Raw genomic sequence first — 19,436 nt, forward strand, 5'->3', positions numbered from 1 at the left:
ACGCCGACGGCTCGGACGGACCCGAGTGGGCCAAGTGGGTGACATTAACCCCGCGTATGGATATTTCCTGTGAATCCACTCATATCGTCTGCTGATACTTCCCCACCCCATCCCCTCGCCCCTTCGGAGCGCCATGTCCTCGACCGATGTCGCCCTGGTCCTCGGAACCCGGCCGGAGATCGTCAAACTCGCCGGAGTGGCCCGCCTCCTCGGCCCGCGGGCCCGCATCGTCTGGAGCGGCCAGCACTGGGACCCGGCCCTCACCAGCACCTTCTTCGCCCAGTACGGCCTCCCCCGCCCGCACCACCTGCTGCAGGGCGTCGGCGGCGAGCCGCGCGGACGGCAGATCGGCCGGATGGTCAGCGCGCTGAGCGACCACCTAGCGGCCCGGCCGCCGGCCGCCGTCGTCGTCCAGGGCGACACCAACACCGCCGCCGCCGGCGCCCTGGCCGCGCACTGCGCGGGCATACCCGTCGTCCACGTCGAGGCCGGTCTGCGCTCCTTCGACCCCGACATGCCCGAGGAGGCCAACCGCCGCCTGATCGCCCCACTCGCCGACCTGCACTGCGCGCCCACCGCGACCGCCGCGGGGCACCTGCTGCGCGAGGGCGTCGAACCGGACCGGGTGGTGATCACCGGCAACACCGTCGTCGAGGCGACCCTGGAGACCCTGCCCGACGAGGCCGAGGCCCACCGCATCGTGGCCGAACACGGCGTCACCCCCGGCGGCTACGTACTCGCCACCATCCACCGCCCCGAGAACACCGACGACGCCGCCCGGCTCGCCCAGATCCTCGACCAACTCGCCGCCCTGGAGCTGCCGGTGCTGCTGCCCCTGCACCCCCGGACCGGGGCCGCCGTCGAGGCCTTCGGCCTGCGCGGCCCGGCCGCGCGGCTGCGCCGGACCGAGCCGCTGGACCACGCCGGCTTCCTCGCCCTGGCCCGGCACTGCCGCCTGCTGGTGTCGGACTCCGGCGGGGTGCAGGAGGAGTGCACGGTGCTCAAGCGCCCGCTCGTGGTGGTGCGCAACTCCACCGAGCGCCCCGAGGCCGTCCGGGCCGGCTTCGCCCGCCTCGCCCGCCCCGGCCACCAACTCGCCCGAGCACTACGGGAGATGCTCGCCGACGAGGCCGCCGCCGACCGGCTGGCACGGCTCCCCTCGCCGTACGGCGACGGACAGGCGAGCGCCGAGATCGTCGCCGCGCTCCACCATCGCTACCTGTCCTCCGAACTCCCCGCCGACACCGTGAAGTTGCCCGACCTCGACGCCGAACCTCCCACCATCGGGGACCGGTTGGCCGCTCCCCTCCCAGCGCCCGTAGCCGCCGCGGCCGCCCACCCCCGGCACTGACCGGACCGGCGACCTCCCCCCGGCAGCCGGCCCGGATCCCCTGGCAGGAAGGTGGCGGATCCGAACCGTCGACCCCGCGCACACCGGCTGGCAAGGTCGGAAGCAGCCCGCAACCGGCGGGATCCACTGCACCCGGGGGACTCCCTTGACGACGACATCCGACGGCCGGGCGACCACCGGGACCGGCGCGGACACGGACGCGTACCGGCCGCGGGCCACGGGCTGAGGCGGGCCCCGTGGACGACCGCTACGAGCGCCACTGCCTCGCCGACCCGCTGTTCTACGACGACCCCGCCCGCGCCGAGCGCCCCGACGACCGGTTCGCCGCCACCTCCGTCCCGCTGCCGCCGGGCTGGCAGCGGGTCGAGCACGGCCCCTGGGTGCACATCAGGGCGCCCCGCGCGCAACTGCCCGAACAGGGCTGGAAGGTGCACGTCTCGGCCACCCCGGACGAGGCCGAGCGGGTGATCGACCAGGTCCTGGCGTACTGCCTGGAACACGAGCTGACCTGGAAGTTCCTGCGCGGCCGGGCCACCGTGCTGACGGCGAACGGCAAGTACGCCGACCGCCGCTCCAGCGGCAAGCTGATCACGCTCTACCCGGAGGACGACACCCGGCTGGCGCAGGTGCTCGACGAGCTGTCGACCCTGCTCAAGGGCGTGCCCGGCCCGTACGTGCTGAGCGACCTGCGCTACCGGGAGGGGCCGCTCTACCTGCGCTACGGCTCGTTCGTCCAGCGATACTGCACCGACGAGCAGGGCCGGCGGGTGCCGGCCATGATCGGGCCGGACGGCGAGCCGGTGCCGGACGTCCGGGGCACGGTCTTCACCGTGCCGGACTGGGCGCCGGTGCCGGAGGTCGTCACGGCCCACCTGGCCGCCGACACCGCACGGGAGGCCGAGACCGCGACCGACTTCCCGTTCGAGGTCACCAAGGCACTGCACTTCTCCAACGGCGGCGGCGTCTACCGGGCCACCGACCAGCGCGACGGCCGCGAGGTGGTGCTGCGCGAGGCCCGCCCGCACGCCGGCCTCGACCCCGCCGGCCGGGACGCGGTGCAGCGGCTGCTGAGCGAGCGCCGGGTGCTGGAGGCGCTGGCCGGGCTGGACTTCGTGCCCGCGCTGTACGAGCACCTGCAGGTCTGGGAGCACCACTACCTGGTCGAGGAGTACATCGAGGGCGAGCGGCTGGAGGACGTCTTCACCCGCACCTGCCCGCTCACCCACCCCGAACCGGACGAGGCCGGGCTGGCCGAGTACACCGACTGGGCGCTCGACGTGATCGACCAGGTCACCGGCATGCTGGCGGCGCTCCACGAGCGCGGACTGGTCTTCGGCGACCTCCACCCCAACAACGTGCTGATCCGGCCGGACGGGCGCTGCGCACTGGTCGACTTCGAGATCACCTTCCCGGCCGACGACGCCACCGCGCCCCCGCTGGGCGCGCCCGGCTTCGTCTCCCCCAGGGCCCGGCGCGGCACGGCCGTGGACACGTACGCCCTGGCCGCGCTGCGGCTCTACCTCTTCCTCCCGGTGAACAACCTGCTCGCGCTGGACTCCGGCAAGGCCGAACTGGCCGGCCGGGAGATCTCCGCGCGCTACCCCGTGGCCCCCGGTTTCGGGGCCGAGGTCGCCGAGGAACTGCACCGGGCGGCCGGCGGGCGGCTGCCGCTCGGCGCCACCGAGCGCCGGCCTGACCCCGCCGACGGCGGCCCGCGGCCCTCGCGGCCGGCCTGGCCGCAGGCCCCGTCGGCGGACACCGAGGCCTGGCGCCCGGTGCTGGACTCGCTGGCCGCGGGCATCCTGGCGACGGCCACCCCGGAGCGGACCGACCGGCTCTTCCCCGGCGACGTCGAGCAGTTCGGCCCGGTCCACAACGGCCTGGATCTCGCCCACGGTACGGCCGGCGTGCTGTACGCGCTGCGGGCCTGCGACCGGCCCGCCCCGGCCGAGCACACCGACTGGCTGGTGGCCCGGGCGAACGCGGAACCGGACCTGCCGCCCGGGCTGTACGACGGACTGACCGGCATCGCCTGGGCACTGGCCCGCCTCGGCGCGCCGGAGGCGGCCGGCGCACTGGTCGACCGGGTGCTCGCCGCCGAGCCGCCGCTCGATCCGGGGCTCGGTTCCGGACGGGCCGGCATCGCGCTGGGCCTGCTCGACCTGGCCGGCGCGCTGGGCCGGGAGCACCTCGCCGACCGGGCCCTGGCCCTCGGCCACGAGCTGGCCCGGGAGGAGCGCGCCCCGCTGCTGCGCGGCCTGCTGGACGGCTGGAGCGGGCAGGCCGCGCTGTTCCTGCGGCTGCACGGACACACCGGCGAACCGGGCTGGCTGACGGCGGCCGAGGCGGCACTCGGCCGCGAGCTGGACGAGGCGGACATCACCGACGGAATGCTCTTCCTGGTCGAGGACCGCTACCGCCGCAAGCTCCCGTACCTGGCCGCGGGCGGCGTCGGCACCGCGCGCGTGATCGCCGAACTGGCCAGGCGCACCGGCGCCGACCGGCTGCCCGCCCGGTTCACCGAGGCGCTCACGGCCGCCGAGCGCGCCTGCCGCCCGGACCTGATCGCCGCGTCCGGCCTGTTCGAGGGCCGCGCCGGGCTGTTGCTGCACCAGCTGGGGACCGGGCACCGGGCGGAGGCCGACCGCCACCTGCGGCTGCTGGAGTGGCACGTGATGGACCATCGCGGCCACCTGGCCTTCCCGGGCCGCCGCTCGATGCGGCTCTCGGCGGACCTCGCCACCGGCGCGGCCGGCGTCCTGGCCGCACTGCACGAGGCAGTGCTCGGCCCGGTGCCGCTGCCCGGCATCACGGACTTCCCCCGGCCCTGAGCCGGGGGAACACGACGGCCACCACCGGTGGCCTGGAGCACCTAGCGGAAAGGAACGGACCATGTCGAAGATCCTGGCCCTCCAGGGGCTCGAGAGCGAGACCGCGCAGGCGGAGCTGAGGATGAGCTCCATCAGCAGCCTGTCGCACACCCTGCCGTTCGGCCCGGTCGAGACCGAGAAGTAACCGCCCGGCGTCGAACCGCCGCCCGGCCACCGGAGCGGCACAACCACCACCTGCGCTTCGAGGCGCCGGTGACCAACGAGGAGAGGACACACTGATGTCGAAGATCCTGGCCCTTCAGGCTCTTGAGAGCGACACCACGACGTCGGCCGTGGTGAGCAGCTTCCTGAGCACCGATTCCCACCTGTGGGTGGACAGCCCGGTCGAGTCCGAGAAGTAACCGCCGATCGGCGACGCGGCTGCCCGTCGGGCCCACCCGACGGGCAGCCGCCCTTGCGCCCCCTGCGGCCGGCGCGGCGACCCGCCTCAGCGCGGCACCGCGCCGGCCGCAGGGGCGCCCACCGGAACGCCTGCCGGGAGGTCCGCCGGGATGGTCAGCCCTTCGCGCTCGGCCAGCACCCCGGCCTGGAACCGGCTCTGCGCCCCGAGCCGCGCCAGCAGCTCGGCGACGTGGCGCCGGCAGGTACGGGTCGACATGCCCAGCCGTCGGGCGATCGTGTCGTCCTTCTCCCCCGCGGCGAGCAGCCGGGCGATCGCGTCCGAGACGTCGCGGGACACCGTACGGGCCGCGGCCGGCGCGGCGTCGTACGGCACGGCCTGGCCCCACTCGTGTTCGAAGAGCCGGACGAAGTGCGCCACCAGGGCAGGTTCCCGGACCATCAGCGCCCCGCCGCTGGCCCGCCGGGCCGGCACGAAGGCCGTGGTCCGGTCCACCACGACCAGTTTGGCCGGCACCTCCGCGCGGGTGCGGATCTCCGCCCCTTCGGCGATGACCCGCTCCGCATAGGAGCGGGTCGGCGGGTCGAACCGGGTCGGGTGCTGGTACACGCTCCGCAGCCGCACGCCCCGCTCCAGCATCTCCAGGTCCCGGGGCAGCAGCTCGGCCAGGGCCGCCTGCGGGTGCCCGCCGCCCGGCCGGATCGCCAGCACCTCCTCCTTCGCGGCGCCCACCACCGAGTCGAGGGCCGAGCGCAGGACGTACGCGTCCTCCAGCAGCCGGACCGAGCCGTCCGAGCCGCCGCCCTGCGACCGGTACACCGGCGCCAGCGAGGTCACCTCCGCGCGCAGCCTGGCCAGCTCCGCCTGTCGGCGTCCCAACTCGGCCTCCTCCAGGCGCAGCCGTGCCTCCTCCTGCCCGGTGAGCCGCGCCACGGCCGCCTCCGGACCGACCGTCACGTAGCAGACGCGCTCGGCGCCCGGACGCCGGACCAGCAGGCAGAGCGCCGCCAGCAGGTCGACGGCCCGGCGGCACCGCGCCTCGGTGAGCCCGAGCGCGCCGGCCATCCGCGCCGGGTCGGCCGGCCCGACCCGCCCGTGCCGCACCGCCCACTCGTAGACCAGCCGCGTCTCGTGGTCGAGCAGGGCCCCCCGCCCCGACGACCGGATCGTGTCCGTGTTCACCGGATTCATCCGCCCCTCCTCAGTCGGCCATTCATCTTCCTGACCCCCCCTCGGCCCTTGGCCGCCGCCGTGACCTGTGACGACTATCGGACAACCGCTCCGGAGACCTGCCGTTCACCGGACGCGTCGTCCACCGCCACCTGCTGTCAAGAGGGCCGCCATGAAAGAACGTGGAACCGCCCGGGTCGCGTTCACCGCACCCGCCCCGGCGGACCGGGGAGCCGTCCGCGACACGGCGGAGCGGGCCGCCGTCCGCGACACGGTCGGCGACCGGCTGCGGCGGGCCCGCCGGGAGGTCTTCCTCTGCTGCCCCGGCGGCGACCCGACCGCGGCGGTGCTGGCCGACCTGGTGCTCGCCGAGCTGGCGCCGACCGAGCAGCCGCGCGGCGGCCCCGCGCCGCGCACCCGGATCGTCCAGCAGCACCCCGCCCGCTTCCACCTGCCCGCCCAGCGCCAGGCCCGGGCCGCCACGCGGGCCGGCGCCGAGGTGCGGACCACCGACGAGAGCTACGGTCCGCTGCTGGTCATCGACCGGGAGAGCGCCTTCCTTGCGGAACGGGGGCGGCCCGAGGGGCTGGTGCTGGTGACCCAGCCGTCCGTAGTGGGCCACCTGGCCGACTCCTTCGAGACGCTCTGGCACCGGGGCGCGGCCTTCCACAGCGGGCCGGCCGCCGCCCGCGCCGTCTCCGACGACCTCCGCACCGCGATCCTGCGGCTGCTCGCCGACGGGCTGAAGGACGAGACCATCGCCCGCCGGCTCGGGCTGTCGCTGCGCAACTGCCGGCGGCACATCGCCGGCCTGTACAGCGCGCTGGGCGCCGACAGCCGCTTCCAGGCGGGCGTGCTGGCGGAGCGCCACGGCCTCACCGGGAAGGCGCCGGAGGCCGCCGGCGAGCCCCGGTGAACGCCCCCCGGCGGTGGTCGACCTCAGCCGTTGCCGAAGAAGCCGAGCGCCCCCACCGCGCAGACCCCGCCGGCCCCCATGAACACCGGGGTCAGCACCTTGATCTCCACCCAGCTGCCGGCCCGGAACCGCATGCCCTTCGGCGGCCCGACCGGGTACCACCGCCGGCGCCCGATCGGGATCGGCCACAGCACCGGACAGCCCGAGACGGTCAACGCGTCGCCCAGGCAGTGCACCAGCGCGCCGAGCGCGATCGGCAGCCCGATCCACAGGTACTGCTGCCCGGGCTCCTCGAACAGCCACTGCGAGCCGTTGCCGGGCTTGTCGAGGACCTCCGCGAGCATCCACGCACTGGCCGCGCCCAGCAGCCACACCAGGACGTCGCTGGAGACCCGGGCCTGCCGCCACAGCAGGCCCTCGATCGCCAGCACCATGTGCACGAACAGCACCACCAGCACGCCCCAGCGGCCGCCGAACACGGCCACCGCCGCGGCGCCCGCCCCGCACAGCACCGCCCAGAGCCAGGTGTGCGTCAGCGTCCGGTGGCCGCCCGAGCGCCGCGGGTCACCCTTGCCGCGGGTGGCCTTGTACACCGCGTACGAGAGGTTGTCGATCACCTCGCAGAGCGCCCGGGACACCGGCCCGAACGCCCTGGATATCGTCGCCGCCTTGTGGTCCAGGTCCGGCGCCAGCGCCGCCCCGGCACAGATCAGCGCCCCCGCGAGCAGGACCGGCCAGGGCATCGGCTCCCCCATGCCGGCCGCCACCGCGCCCACCCCCAGCCATGCGGTCGCACCCGACAGCGAATGCGCCGGTCCCATCATGTCCGTACACCACCGATCCTCATCAGCTCCGTCCTCACCGCGAGGACCTGACATCACGGCAGCCTATCCGTCCAAGATCACCGACCGGCCGCGGTCGGCCGCCCCCCCGCCCGCAGCTCAGGCCAGGGCCTTCTCCAGGGCCGCGGGGTAACTCCGCATCAGGTGGTCGCGGATGCCCTCGCCGTCCGGGGCGAACGCCGCGGCGCCCAGCCCCTTGGCCCGGCCGGCCAGCCCGGCGACCAGCCCGGCCTTCTCCTGGAACCGGCCCGCGGAGTCGACACCTTCCGGGAGACGGCCGCGGTGGTCCTCGGTGAGATCCCGACCGATCACGGCGACATCGCCGTTCGAGAGCAGCCAGATGTCCGGGCACTCGTCCCTGCCGTCGGACACTCCGAGCTCCTTCGCGGACTCCCCCAGGCGCTTCTCGAACGAAGCGGACCGATCGGCTTCCATCCACGATCCACAACTGCCCCCGTCGATCGGTCCCGTGGCGTCGCACACAGGCTCCGCTTCCTACGCCTGACGCCGAGTCAGTAGTCTTTCCGGCACATTCGCCGTCAAGTGAGAGGAGCCGCCGCCGTGGACGACGGAACACCCCTGGGCGAGCAGCGCCGCGCTGCCGCCGACGGCAGCGCGGCGCGAACGCAAGAGCTGGTGACGGGAGTTGCGCCGGCCTCGCCCGGCGCTGCGAGGAGGACGCCGTGAGCGGCAGGATTCCGCGTGAGCGGCAGGGCCGGTGGCACGACCGGCGGGGTCGTGGGTCGCGTGGGCCGGCCAAGGGGCCGGCGCAGCCGCTGATGCCGTTGCCGGACGGGGTCCCGCTGCCCGAGGAGTTCACGCGGGAGCCGTCGCAGGACGGGAGCGGCGGACCCGGCGACGTCGCGCGATAGCCTCCGGGTCAGGCCCACGGGGGCCTGCCCCTGCCGTCCGCCCACAGGGCGAGCGCCCGCTGGTCGACGGCGCGGATGCCGACCTGGGTGCAGAAGGCGGCGGCGGCCTTGGTGAAGGAGCTGGTCGTCACCACGGCGGCCAGATCGCAGTGGTGCACGTCGCGGTAGGTGCCGTTGACCACCTGGACGTCGTTCGAGCCGACGAAGGTCCGCGGTCCGTAGCGCTTGGCCTGGATGAGGATGCGCTGCCCGGTGGGGGTGGTGGCCAGGACGTCCGCCGCGAGGTCGCCGGCCCCGCCGACGACCCTGACCTTCGTGCAGCCGTCCCGGCGGCACAGGTCCGCCAGGGCGTGTTCGAAGGCCTTCGGTGTCATCGCCAGGAACGGCCCGATGTGCCGCAGTCGGGCGGTCCGCGCCTCCAGCTCCCGTTGTCGGGCGCGCACCCGCGAGCGCAGTACGGCGACGCCCACCGCGGCTGCGGCGATCAGCAGGGCGGTGACCAGGAGGAGGTGCTGGGCCGACCAGCGGACCACCGCCGTGGCCAGAACGAGCACGACCACCGCGGTCGCACCCAGCAGCGGAGCGTTGCGCTTCATCCGCCGCGCCCGGCGGGCAGCGGTCGACCGGCGTCGCCGGACAGGCCTGCGGGCCATGACACCCCCTCACCCCACGGTGTTCGGGCGAGCCTAGGAGCAACCGCGCCCCACGCGCCCGCGATCCCGGTGAACTCCACCCTCCGCGCCGCCGAGTTGACCGGATCCCGCCCCCCGACGGCCGGTAGCCAGGTCGCGGCGTCGCGGGAGGAGGGTCGAACCGGCCGGCGGCGGGCTCAGTCCGGGTCGGGCCGCCCCCGCCGGTCGCCCTCCTCCCGGGCGCGTTCCTCGATGAACTCCTTGAACCGTCTCAGGTCCGCCTTCACCCGGTGGCCGACCGTGCCCGTGGCGCCGGCGGCCGCCCGCGCCGCGCCCTGGGGCCGGAGGTCGACGGCCATGGCGACCCGGGTGTGGCCCGGGTCGAGCCGCTGGAAGGTCACCACGTCCTCCTGGTCCACCTCGCCGTCGGTGGTCCGCCAGGCGATCCGTTCGTCGGGCTCCTGGTCGACGGTCTCGGTGTCGAACTCGCGGGTGACGCCGCCGAGGCTGGTGCGCCAGTGGTTGTGGCGGCCGTCCAGCCGGGTCACCGAGTCGACGCCCTCCATGAAACGCGGGAACTCCTCGAACAGCGTCCACTGGTGGTAGGCGGCGTGCAGGGGCACGGCCACGTCCACGGACTCCTTCACTCTGTTCATCAGGTCCTCCTCGGACGGTGGGGTCGGCGCCCTCCCGGCCCCGCTACGAGCCGCTCCACCCGCCGGGCGGCACCGACGACGGCGCCGGCAGAAGCACCGGCGACGGCACCGACGAAAGCACCGACGACGGCCCGGCCGACGCGGAGGACACGGACGACGGCCGCTCGCCCTCGGCGAGGTGCCGGGCCACCGACTCGAGGTCCGTGCCGAGCCGTTGGGCGGCCCGGACCAGCAGGTTCAGCGCGGTGTGCGGGGTCACGTCGAACCGCTCGGCGGTGATGCCGATGGCCAGGCCGGTGGCGTGCCGGCGGTCCAGCAGGTCGGCCACCGCCCTGGACAGCGCGAAGCGGTCGAGCGCGGCCGACGCCTGGAGGGCGAGCACCTCCACCAGCCCGAGGGCGGGCGTGCCGGGCTCGACGGGTGTGCGCAGGTAGGCGCTGAACACGGTGCAGCCGTGCGGGTGGGTGCGCAGGTGGGCGCCGGCCACGGCCCGTACGCCGCAGCGCCGGGCCCGGTCGGCGAACCGGTCCGGCCGGCCCGGGTCCAGCCGGACCACGACCTGTCCCTCGCCCTGGCGGCGGAGCCGGGGCAGCGGGCCCGCCTCCGCCCCGCCCTGGGCGCGTTCGAGGGCCAGCAGGTACGACGGTGTCGCCGCGAAGGTCTCGACCGAGCCGTCGTCGTGCCAGGTGCTCACGGCGGCGCCCACGCAGTCCGGGACGGTGACGCCGGTCAGCTGCACCACGTCGTGCAGGCTCGGGACGGGCCCGGACCGCGCCCGTTCGCGGGCCGCGAGTTCGCCGAGTTCGGTCAGCAGCGCCGCGCGGGCCCGCTCGGTCGCCGGGGCCCCGGCGGCCGCTCCGCCGGGGCCCGCCGGGCCTTGACGGTCCAGCAGGATGCGGGCCCTGGTGACGGCCCGGTCCGCGTCGGCCTCCCCCGTGTAGATGCCGATCGTGTAGCAGACGTCGCGCAGTCGTTGACCGGCCTCCGGCGAGCCCGACGAGGACAGGGCCTCGTACTCCGCGACCAGTCGGCCGAGGGCAGCGACATCCACCATGGGCATGAGCACCTCCGTTTGTTTACGGAAAGTATGCGCCGATCACGCTGCGAAACCACGTCGCCGGGCGAGGCGCCAGCGCGGGCCGGCCCCGAGCGGCCTGCCCACCCGCCGGAGTCACGGCCGCCGGGGTCACGGCCGTCAGCCCGTCAGCAGCCCGGCCGGGTCCAACCGGCCCTCGACCAGCGCGCGGGCCGTGTCGGCCACCCCGCCGCCACTGCGGCGGGCGTGGGAGCGGAGCGCCTCGAAGGCGGCGTCCATGTCGAATCCGCCGGCTTCCGCGAGCACGCCCTTCGCCCGCTCGATGGCGGTGCGGTCCGCGAGCGCCCCGCTGATCTCCTCCGCGGCCGTCCGTTCCCGTCCGTACCGGCGCTGGAGCAGGGCGATGACCGCCAGGTCCGCGAGCGGCTGGACGACGTCCGGCCCCTCGTGGTCGGGCCCGGCACCGGTCCGGACGTCGAACACGTTGAGGGTGCCCATGACCCGGCCGTCCAGGCGCAGCGGCACCGCGCGCACGGAGCGGAAGCCGAGTGCGACGGCCTTCGGGGCGAACCTGGGCCACCGGGCCCGGGCAAGGTCGAGGTCGCGCTCCACGACCTGCTCGCCGGTCCGCTGGCAGTCCAGGCAGGGGCCTTCGCCGGTGGCGATCTGGAGGCTCTCCAGGCGCCGGACCAGGTCGCTGGAGTACGCGACGTCCCGCAGTTCCCCGTGCCGGTCGGCGACGACCAGCCCGGCCCCGGCCGTCCCGCTGAGCGCCGTGCAGACCTCGGTGAGCCGGTGCAGGAACTCGACGGTGTCGTAACCCGGGCCGACGAGCGTGCCGGTGAGCCCGGCGAACGCCTCGGTCACCCGGGCCTCGCGCGTCATGGCAGCCTCCATCTCCCCTCCTGGCAAGGCTACGCCGGAGGTCCGGCGTCGGTCATCCGTCATCGGTCCTCCTCCGTGAACCGCAGTCGCCGCTCCACCACGTCGTGCGCGACCTCGTCGATCTCCCGGCCGCGCGCGAAGGCGTAGGCCCGCAGCCGGTCGAGTGCCTCCGCGGCGGGCACGCCCAGCTGCACCATGATCATGCCGACCGCCTGGTCCACCTCGACGCCGTTGAGCGGCGACTCGTCCAGCCACGGCTGTTCCGGCAGCGCTCCGGACGGGGCCAGGAAGGAGCCGACGATCGCGAGGGTCACGCTGGTCGCGGCGACCTGGATGTCGGCTGCCCGCGTCCGTTCCGGGACGCCCGGCCGCGCGCCGTAGAGGCTGAGGACGCCGATCCCGGACGTGCCGAGGTGGAGCGGTGAGGCGTAGGCGCTGCGCAGCGCCGGGCCGGCGGGGCCGGCCGGTGTCCCCAGGCCGGCGGCCAGGTCGACGGTGAGGACCGGCCAGCGCACCTCCTCGGGCGACAGCAGGTCGGCGACGGCGACCGGGCTCCGGGTGCGGAAGGCGTCCACGCTCGGGCCCTCCCCGAGGCCGAACTGCCGCTCCTCGATCCGCCGCGCCCGGTCGTCGCTGGCCCAGACCCCGGCCCGGTGCCCGGGGTCGGCCATCAGGGTGATCGCCGCGGCGTCGGCGGCCAGCGCCTCGACGCAGGCGACGCAGAGCCGCTCGGGCAGGGAGGGGAGGCCCGGGCCGTTGACGGCCTCGGCCACGATCTGCGCGATGCGCGTCAGATCGGCCATCTCCGCGCCTCGTTCTTCCGTTCGTTCTTCCGTCGTCCTGCCGCCGTCGTACGGCGGTCGGCTGTCCGGGGAGCCACGCCGTCCGTACCGCGACGTGATCATCGCAGTATAGGTGTTCACGGCCGGACGGCAGCCGGACGGCACCCCGACGACAGCTCGACGGCGCACCGTCCCGGCAGCACGCTCCCCCCCCGGACGCGCGGTCGCTGACGCCCCGGGCGCCGCCGCAGCCGGACGGCCAGCAGGCAGCTCTCGTCGTCCGGGTTGGGGCCGCCGAGGCGGGCGGCGATGTGGTCCAGGCAGTCCGCCAGGTCGCGGGCGCCGCACTCCTCGGCCGCGCGCAGCAGCCGGTCCGGGCGGATGGTGCCGTCGTCCCGGCGGTTCAGCAGGCCGTCGGTCCAGAACAGCACGGTGTCCTCGGCCGCCCGCAGCGGCAGTACGGTGTCGCGGCAGCGGGTCTCCGGCAGGGCCCCGAGGACGGTCCCGGTGGGGCCCTCGGCGAGGACGGCGGTCGTCCCCCGCAGCACGGCCGGCGGCGAGTGCCCGGCTGCGGTCCAGGTGAGCGTCCCCGCCTCCGGGTCGAGCAGGCCGCACAGCACGCTGGCGATCCGGCTGCCGCCCTGGTGGCAGAGCATCGTGTTGAGCCGCCCGAGCATCTCCGCGGGCCCCTGGCCGGTGTAGCAGAGGCCGTGCAGCGCGTGCCGGAGTTCCGCCATGCCGACGGCGGCGGCCAGGCCGTGGCCGCTGACGTCGCCGACGGCGAGCAGGACCCGGCCGTCGGCGAGGGCGGCCAGGTCGTACCAGTCGCCGCCGACCCTGGGGCGGTCCCCGGCGGGCAGGTAGCGGGCGGCGTGGTCGAGGACGGCGGCGTCGGGCTCGGGCTCGTTGGGCCCGGCCACCAGGGCGTTCTGCAGGGCCCGGACGGTCCGGTGCTCGGCCCCGGCCCGGCGGCGCTGCTCGGCGAGCCGGGCCCGGGCGCCCGCCAGGGCCCGCTCGGTGCGGTGCCATCGGCTGACGTCCTGCAGCACGCCCCGGATCACCCGCGGGCGGCCGGTGTCCGGGTCCCCGGCCGCCTCAGCGGTGACCCGCAGGGTGCGCGGCGCCTCGCCGGGCCGCCCGGTGTCGAACTCCAGGGCCGCCGTCCGCCGCCCGGCCAGCAGCCGGCGCAGGAACAGCCACTCGAAGCTGCCCAGTCCGGCCAGGCGCTGCGCCCGGTGCAGCCGGGCCGCGCGCTCGGCGCCGTTCCCGGGGCGCCAGGTGAGCAGCACGCCGTCGAGGAACGGCTCCGCCCGCAGGACCAGCGTCCGGTCCGGTCCGGCACCGGTGAAGTCCTCCGCCCGCCCCTCGTACCCGGCGCCGGTCGTCGCGGCCTCCAGGATCCGCGCGAAGTGCCCGGTCGTGACCAGTCCGGGGTGGAGTTCGCTCAGGCGCCGACCGGCCGCCGCGCCGAGGCCGGCGGCGGCGTTGGCGTACCGGACCCGCAGGTCGGTGATCGCACCGCCGGGGGTGGTCCCGCGGACGGCCGAGAGCACCAGGACGGGGTCGAACACGGCGTCCAGCACGGCGCGGAACCAGTGCTCGCCGCCGGGCACCGCCGCCGGCGGCTCGTCCTCGCCGGTGGCCTCGAACCGCAGCAGGTGCCCCGCGACGAGCGCGGACAGCGCGTCGACGTACCTGGTCGCCGCGCGGGCCCGCACGGCCGGCACGTCCCAGCCGAGGCTCATCGCCCCGACGATCCGCTCGCCGCGGCGCAGCGGTACGGCGCACGCGCTGCGGCCGGGGACGATTCGTCCGCTGCCCGGCGACCGGCTGCCGTGGCTGCGCTCGAACTCCCAGACCAGGCTGCCGCCGTGGGCGGCGGCCACCAGCGGCACCCCGGTCTCCGGCGGGATGCGCTGCCACTGGCTGACCCGGCGGGGCGCCACGCCGTGGCTGCCGACCAGGAGCAGCGCGCCGTCCGGCTCCAGTCGGCCCAGCACCACGGCGACGACGCCGACCGGGGCCAGGGCCACCTGGTGCAGCAGTCGGGCCAGTTCCTCGGGCGTCTCCGCGCTGGCCAGGGCCGAGGCCGCCAGGTGGTAGCGCGCGGCCAGGCCGGGCGCCGCGGCGGCCGGGGCGGCCTTCGGCGGCCCGGGCACAGGGGCGAGTACGGGGACGGACGCGGGAACCAGGAGCCCGGACGCGGAGCCGGGCTCCGCCGCCGTGTCCGCGCCGGTGAGCGCCGCCGTCCCCGTGAGCGGGGCGGCGAGGCCGACCAGGCCGGCAGCGATGTCCGCGAGCCGGCGGTTGGTGTCCTGCGAGAGCTGGACGAGGTGCCCGAAGGCCTCCTCCGGCGTGCACTCCAGCCGCTCCGCGAGCATGCCCTTGGCCTGCTCGATGACGCCCCTGGTGCGCATCGCGCGCCGCAGGCCCTCGGCCTCGGCGCGCAGCCGGTCGACGGCCTCCCGCAGCACCGCCGCCTCGTCGGTCAGGGCGGGTTCCGCGGGGGTCCGGTCCTCACGCACAGGCCGCCGCCACGTCCGGGTAGAGCGGCAGCACCGTGGCGACGCCGCTCAGCTCCACGAGGTCCCGCACCCTCGGTACCGCCCCGGCCAGCCGCAGCGTGCCCTGCTCGCCGCGCACCCGTCGGGCGGCGCCGATCAGGACGTTGAGGCCGGTGGAGTCGAGGAAGCCGACGGCCGTGAGGTCGACGACCACCCGGGTGGCGCCCGTGTCCGCGAGCGCGTCGAACAGGTGCCGCACCTCGCGGGCGGAGAAGTCGTCGAGGTCCCCGCTGAGCGGCACCACCGTCCAGCCGTTGGCGACCGGAAAGTCCTTCATCACGGACCGTCCTCGTTCTCGGCCCGGCCTCCGCCCCCGCCCGGGCTCCCCTCCCAGGCTAACCACCCTGTCCCGGCCCTCCCACTCCCTCACCCGCACGCGGGCTCGTCGGCCCACCCGGGGGCGTCGCGGTCCTCCAGCTCCTCCCGCAGCCAGGCCAGCGTGGCGCTGAGCAGCCGCGAGACGTGCATCTGGGAGACCCCGATCCGCTCCGCGATCCGGGACTGTGTCCAACCGTCCCAGAACCGCAGCTTGAGGACGGTCTGCTCGCGTTCGGGCAGCCGGGCCAGCAGCGGCCGCACCGCGATACGGAAGTCGACGAGTTCGATGCCGGGGTCGCAGCCGCCGAGGCGGTCCAGGAGGGCGCTGCCGGTCTCGTCGGTGTCCTGGTCGCGCAGCGCGTCGAGGGAGTCGGGGCGGTAGACCCGGCCCGCCATGAGGCCCTCGGTGGCCTGTTCGACGGTGAGGTGGAGGTCCTCGGCGATCTCCCCGGGCTGCGGGAGGCGGCCGAGTTCCTGCTCGAGCCGGTCGGAGCCGCGGGTGACGGAGAGATAGAGCTCCTGCATGCCGCGTGGGACCCGCACCGGCCAGGAGGTGTCGCGGAAGAACCGCTTGATCTCGCCGGCGATGGTGGGGATGGCGTAGGTGACGAACTCGACGCCGCGCCGCCGGTCGTAGCCGTCGACGGCCTTGATCAGGCCGATCGTGCCGACCTGGAGGATGTCCTCCATGTCCTCGGCGCGGTGCCGGAACCGGGCCGCGATGAAACGCACCAGCGGCATGTTCAGCTCGATGATCGTGCCGCGGACGTAGCTGTAGGCGTGGCTCTCCCGGGCCAGCCCGGCCAGCCGCCCGAACAGCGCGTCGCTCAGCTCCCTGGCCTCGGACTTCCCCATGCGGCGCAGTGCGGCCGCCGTCGGCCGTCCCGGCAGGTCCGGCGGCAGCCCCGCGGGCACGGCTTCCCTGTCAGCGGCTTCCCTGTCAGCGGCTTCCCTGTCGGTGGTTTCCCTGTCGGTGGTTTCCAGGTGGATGGACACGTGATCGCTCCTGGGCATCGGGGTGAACGCCCGGCGACGTGTGCTGGAGCCGCACCTCGTGCGCCCGGGCCTCTTCCCCCAGGACCTGTGCCCGGCTTCTTCAAGCGCGGTCCCGGTGGCACCGCCAACGGTGCCGGAGCAGCCGGAACGGTCACGGCCGCTGCATGACGGGTTCTACCCCGGGATGCGGGTCCGAACTCCTGTTCCGGCCGTTTTCCTTTTCCGCCCGCCCTGCCACCGCGGCCCGCGGGGCCGCTGCGGCTGGACGTAGTCGATCAGCTGCATCATGCCGAGGTCCTCGTGCTGGAGCTGGTGGCAGTGCAGGACGGTGCGGCCGGTGAAGTCCTCGTACCTGACCAGGAGGGTGACGGTGTCGCCCGGCTTGCCGCCGGCCAGGTCGACGGTGTCCTGCCAGACCGGCGGGTCGAGCCGGACGCCGTTGCGGTGGGTGACGAGGACGTGGTTGGTGTGCAGGTGGAAGGGGTGGTGAATGACCGGCAAGCTGTCGTCGGTGCGCAGGGTCCACCGCTCGACGGTGCCGAGTTCCAGGGTGTGGTTGACGTACTCGGGGTCGAACAGGCCGTAGTCGGGGTCGCGGGTGAGGTCGCCCGCGGGGTCGGCGGCCGGGGTGGGGTGGCTGCCGAGGATGCGGTAGGCGTTGGGGAAGGGCTTGGCGAAGACCCCGGGGTCGACGTGGAAGACCACGGTGCGGTCGCCGGCGGGGTTGGCGATGTCCTTCTCGTCGAGGAACGGTCTGCCCTGCGGCAGCGAGGAGGGCAGCGCCATCGGCGGCCGGACGGCCGCTCCCGCCACCTCGATCGTCATCAGCGGGACGGGTACGCCCTTGGCGCGCAGTTCGTACGTCCCCGGTTCCCCGCCCCGGACCAGCACGTCGGCGCGGTTGCCCACGGCCAGGGTCACCGCCTCGGTGGCGACCGGCGCGGGGAAGGTGATCCCGTCCATGGCGATCTGATGCATCGTCAGTTTCCGCTCGTTGCCGATGACCTGGAGCGAGAGGGTGGTGAACGCGGTGGCCGCGACCAGGCGCCAGCGCTGCACCTCGCCGGGGCGCAGCGCGAGGGTGGGGTTGACCGCGCCGTTGACGGTGAAGGTGGGTGGGACGGCGGCCAGGGCGTCGCCGGAGGTGAACGCGGGCACCTTTCCGTCCTTGACCCGGAGTTCGTTGACGCAGACGACGAGGTCGGCGGCGGCCTTGATCTGCGGCACCTCGTCGACGTCGCCCTCGACGATGATGACCCCGGCCATCCCTCCGGCGATCTGCTCGGCGGTGGCCCCGTGCACGTGCGGGTGGTACCAGTAGGTCCCGGCCGGGTGGTCGCGCGGGATCTCGACGGTGGTCAGGTAGCGCGGCTCCGCGGCGCCGGCCGCGGCCTCCTCGGCGGTGCGCGGCGGGAACTCGCGCAGGATGTTGTCGGCGTTGCCAGACGGCGAGACGTGCAGGCCGTGGGTGTGCAGGTTGAAGCTGTTCGGCCGGTGCGGCCGGTTGTGACCGCCGTGGCGTGACGGGCTCGACGGCTCGGGCGGGTTCGGCGGCAGGCCGTTGATCTGGGCCAGCCAGAGCGTGTCCCCGCCGCGCACCCGCAGGGTCGGCCCCGGAATGGTCCCGTTGTAGGTGCGCGTGGTGACCGTCCCGTAGCCCGGGACGGGGGTGGCGGTGAACCGTACGTCGAGGGTCTGGTCGAGGATCACCCTCTGCGGGCCGGAGGCCGGGCACCGTACGACCGGCTGCGGGAAGGAACTCGCCGCCGCGGCGGGCCGGGCGAGGATCCCGTCGGAGGCCACCGCGAGGACGGCGGCCGCGGGAACGGCCTTGAGCGCCGATCGGCGGCTGATTCGGACATTTTCTCTCATAGCCGGGCAATCTAGGTCGGCTTCCGCGGGACCCCGGTCAGGCACACCGCTCACCCCCGAGGGGTTGGGCCTTCCGCAGTACCCGGCTACGCATGCTCCGGATGGGTCAGGTTGGCCCCGCTGCGGGGGTCGAAGACGTGGATGCGCGCGGTGTCCACCCACAGCTCCAGCGGACTGCCCTCGGCGGCCCGGGTGGCGGTGTTCAGCCGGGCGACCACCCGGTGCTCCAGCATGCCGGTGTCCGCCCGGCCCGAGTCGGCGGCGAGCTCGGCGAGTTCCTCGGTCACCGCCGGTCCGCCCTCCTCCGCGAAGTGGACGTAGACGTCCGAGCCGACCGACTCCCGGACCTCCACCGTCACCGTGACGGTGACCCCGCCGGGGTGCCCCTCGGCCAGGGCGGCGTCCTCGAAGTCCTCGGGGCGGATGCCGACGATCAGGTCGCGCGGCGCGTCCGCGCGCTCCAGGGCGCGCCGGGTGCGGTCGTCCAGCGGAAGGTCGCCCAACGACGTCCGCAGCGAGGCGCGCCCGGCGTCCTGCCGCAACGCGGCGCCGAGGAAGTTCATGCCGGGCGAGCCGATGAACCCGGCGACGAAGAGGTTCACCGGCTCGTCGTACAACTGCTGCGGGGAGCCGACCTGCTGGACGACGCCGGCGCGCATCACCACCACCCGGTCGCCGAGCGTCATCGCCTCGACCTGGTCGTGGGTGACGTAGACGGTGGTGGTGCCCAGACGGCGCTGGAGCGCGGCGATCTGGGTGCGCATCTGCACCCGGAGCTTGGCGTCCAGGTTGGACAGCGGCTCGTCCATCAGGAAGACCTTGGGGTCGCGGACGATCGCCCGGCCCATCGCGACGCGCTGGCGCTGCCCGCCGGAGAGGTTGGCGGGTTTGCGGTCCAGGTGCCGGGTGAGGTCCAGGATGCGGGCGGCCTCCTCGACCTTGGCGGCGACGGTCGCCCTGTCGACCTTGGCCAGCCGCAGCGCGAAGCCCATGTTGTCGCGCACGCTCATGTGCGGGTAGAGGGCGTAGCTCTGGAAGACCATCGCGATGTCGCGGTCCTTGGGCGCGCGGTCGTTGACCACCTCCCCGGCGATCCGCAGGGTGCCCTCGGTGATGTCCTCCAGCCCGGCGATCATGTTGAGGGTGGTGGACTTGCCGCAGCCGGACGGCCCGACCAGGATCACGAACTCGCCGTCGGCGATGGTGAGGTCGATGTCGCGGACGGCGAGGGCGCCGTCGGGGTATCGCTTGGTGATGCCGTCGAGGACGATCTCGGCCACGATCCGCCTTCCTGGTCCGCCGGGTGGGGCGGC

General features: G+C 74.9%; 18 protein-coding genes. 5 read left to right on the forward strand and 13 right to left on the reverse strand.

Going from position 1 to position 19,436, the window contains the following annotated elements; translation table 11 throughout:
• Window positions 1-133 precede the first annotated feature (133 nt).
• From wecB to ACWDBB_RS01190, 4 genes are all read left to right on the forward strand, one after another.
• Window positions 134-1,351 carry a non-hydrolyzing UDP-N-acetylglucosamine 2-epimerase gene (gene wecB / locus ACWDBB_RS01175; RefSeq protein WP_449787626.1) on the forward strand — a complete coding sequence of 406 codons (1,218 nt, stop codon included), beginning with the start codon at window positions 134-136 and terminating at the stop codon, window positions 1,349-1,351.
• Between the two features lie 236 nt (window positions 1,352-1,587).
• Window positions 1,588-4,182 carry a class III lanthionine synthetase LanKC gene (lanKC, locus tag ACWDBB_RS01180; RefSeq protein ID WP_449787627.1) on the forward strand — a complete coding sequence of 865 codons (2,595 nt, stop codon included), beginning with the start codon at window positions 1,588-1,590 and terminating at the stop codon, window positions 4,180-4,182.
• 61 nt (window positions 4,183-4,243) lie between these two features.
• On the forward strand, window positions 4,244-4,366 hold the full coding sequence (locus ACWDBB_RS01185) for a hypothetical protein (RefSeq protein ID WP_449787628.1): 123 nt from the start codon (window positions 4,244-4,246) through the stop codon (window positions 4,364-4,366).
• Between the two features lie 94 nt (window positions 4,367-4,460).
• Window positions 4,461-4,583 carry a hypothetical protein gene (locus ACWDBB_RS01190; protein ID WP_449787629.1) on the forward strand — a complete coding sequence of 41 codons (123 nt, stop codon included), beginning with the start codon at window positions 4,461-4,463 and terminating at the stop codon, window positions 4,581-4,583.
• An 86-nt stretch (window positions 4,584-4,669) separates the two neighbouring features.
• Here the strand turns inward: ACWDBB_RS01190 and ACWDBB_RS01195 are convergent, their stop codons facing one another.
• On the reverse strand, window positions 4,670-5,773 hold the full coding sequence (locus ACWDBB_RS01195) for a helix-turn-helix transcriptional regulator (RefSeq protein ID WP_449787630.1): 1,104 nt from the start codon (window positions 5,771-5,773) through the stop codon (window positions 4,670-4,672).
• A 151-nt stretch (window positions 5,774-5,924) separates the two neighbouring features.
• On the opposite strand from ACWDBB_RS01195, the gene ACWDBB_RS01200 reads away from it, so the two are divergent.
• Window positions 5,925-6,668 carry a LuxR C-terminal-related transcriptional regulator gene (locus tag ACWDBB_RS01200; RefSeq protein ID WP_449787631.1) on the forward strand — a complete coding sequence of 248 codons (744 nt, stop codon included), beginning with the start codon at window positions 5,925-5,927 and terminating at the stop codon, window positions 6,666-6,668.
• Window positions 6,669-6,691: 23 nt separating this feature from the next.
• Here ACWDBB_RS01200 and ACWDBB_RS01205 read toward each other — a convergent pair whose 3' ends face one another.
• The 12 genes from ACWDBB_RS01205 to ACWDBB_RS01260 form a co-directional block, all read right to left on the reverse strand.
• Entirely contained in the window at window positions 6,692-7,492 is an 801-nt protein-coding gene (locus ACWDBB_RS01205) for a metal-dependent hydrolase (protein WP_449787632.1), read from the reverse strand.
• A 117-nt stretch (window positions 7,493-7,609) separates the two neighbouring features.
• On the reverse strand, window positions 7,610-7,882 hold the full coding sequence (locus ACWDBB_RS01210; protein ID WP_449787633.1) for a hypothetical protein: 273 nt from the start codon (window positions 7,880-7,882) through the stop codon (window positions 7,610-7,612).
• Between the two features lie 508 nt (window positions 7,883-8,390).
• Window positions 8,391-8,978, reverse strand: a complete 588-nt coding sequence (locus ACWDBB_RS01215) for a restriction endonuclease (RefSeq protein ID WP_449787634.1) — start codon at window positions 8,976-8,978, stop codon at window positions 8,391-8,393.
• Window positions 8,979-9,211: 233 nt separating this feature from the next.
• Window positions 9,212-9,670 carry an SRPBCC family protein gene (locus tag ACWDBB_RS01220; protein ID WP_449787635.1) on the reverse strand — a complete coding sequence of 153 codons (459 nt, stop codon included), beginning with the start codon at window positions 9,668-9,670 and terminating at the stop codon, window positions 9,212-9,214.
• A gap of 43 nt (window positions 9,671-9,713) precedes the next feature.
• The gene (locus ACWDBB_RS01225) at window positions 9,714-10,724 is read right to left on the reverse strand and encodes an ANTAR domain-containing protein (RefSeq protein ID WP_449787636.1); all 1,011 of its coding nucleotides are present in this window, start codon (window positions 10,722-10,724) and stop codon (window positions 9,714-9,716) included.
• A gap of 141 nt (window positions 10,725-10,865) precedes the next feature.
• Window positions 10,866-11,591 carry an ANTAR domain-containing protein gene (locus ACWDBB_RS01230; protein WP_449787637.1) on the reverse strand — a complete coding sequence of 242 codons (726 nt, stop codon included), beginning with the start codon at window positions 11,589-11,591 and terminating at the stop codon, window positions 10,866-10,868.
• A 59-nt stretch (window positions 11,592-11,650) separates the two neighbouring features.
• Complete coding sequence (locus tag ACWDBB_RS01235) at window positions 11,651-12,394, reverse strand: GAF and ANTAR domain-containing protein (protein WP_449787638.1); 744 nt, start codon at window positions 12,392-12,394, stop codon at window positions 11,651-11,653.
• Window positions 12,395-12,510: 116 nt separating this feature from the next.
• Complete coding sequence (locus tag ACWDBB_RS01240; RefSeq protein ID WP_449787639.1) at window positions 12,511-14,898, reverse strand: SpoIIE family protein phosphatase; 2,388 nt, start codon at window positions 14,896-14,898, stop codon at window positions 12,511-12,513.
• Window positions 14,891-15,214, reverse strand: coding sequence for an STAS domain-containing protein (locus tag ACWDBB_RS01245; protein WP_449787640.1), 324 nt, complete (start codon window positions 15,212-15,214; stop codon window positions 14,891-14,893). The genes ACWDBB_RS01240 and ACWDBB_RS01245 overlap by 8 nt, the downstream gene beginning before the upstream one ends.
• A gap of 89 nt (window positions 15,215-15,303) precedes the next feature.
• Window positions 15,304-16,110: a SigB/SigF/SigG family RNA polymerase sigma factor gene (locus tag ACWDBB_RS01250; protein WP_449787641.1), complete on the reverse strand. Its 807-nt coding sequence runs from the start codon at window positions 16,108-16,110 to the stop codon at window positions 15,304-15,306.
• Window positions 16,111-16,425: 315 nt separating this feature from the next.
• Window positions 16,426-18,123, reverse strand: a complete 1,698-nt coding sequence (locus tag ACWDBB_RS01255) for a multicopper oxidase family protein (protein WP_449787642.1) — start codon at window positions 18,121-18,123, stop codon at window positions 16,426-16,428.
• An 86-nt stretch (window positions 18,124-18,209) separates the two neighbouring features.
• Window positions 18,210-19,403: an ABC transporter ATP-binding protein gene (locus tag ACWDBB_RS01260; RefSeq protein WP_449787643.1), complete on the reverse strand. Its 1,194-nt coding sequence runs from the start codon at window positions 19,401-19,403 to the stop codon at window positions 18,210-18,212.
• Window positions 19,404-19,436: the final 33 nt, after the last annotated feature.

It is taken from the genome of Kitasatospora sp. NPDC001095 (assembly GCF_053598615.1).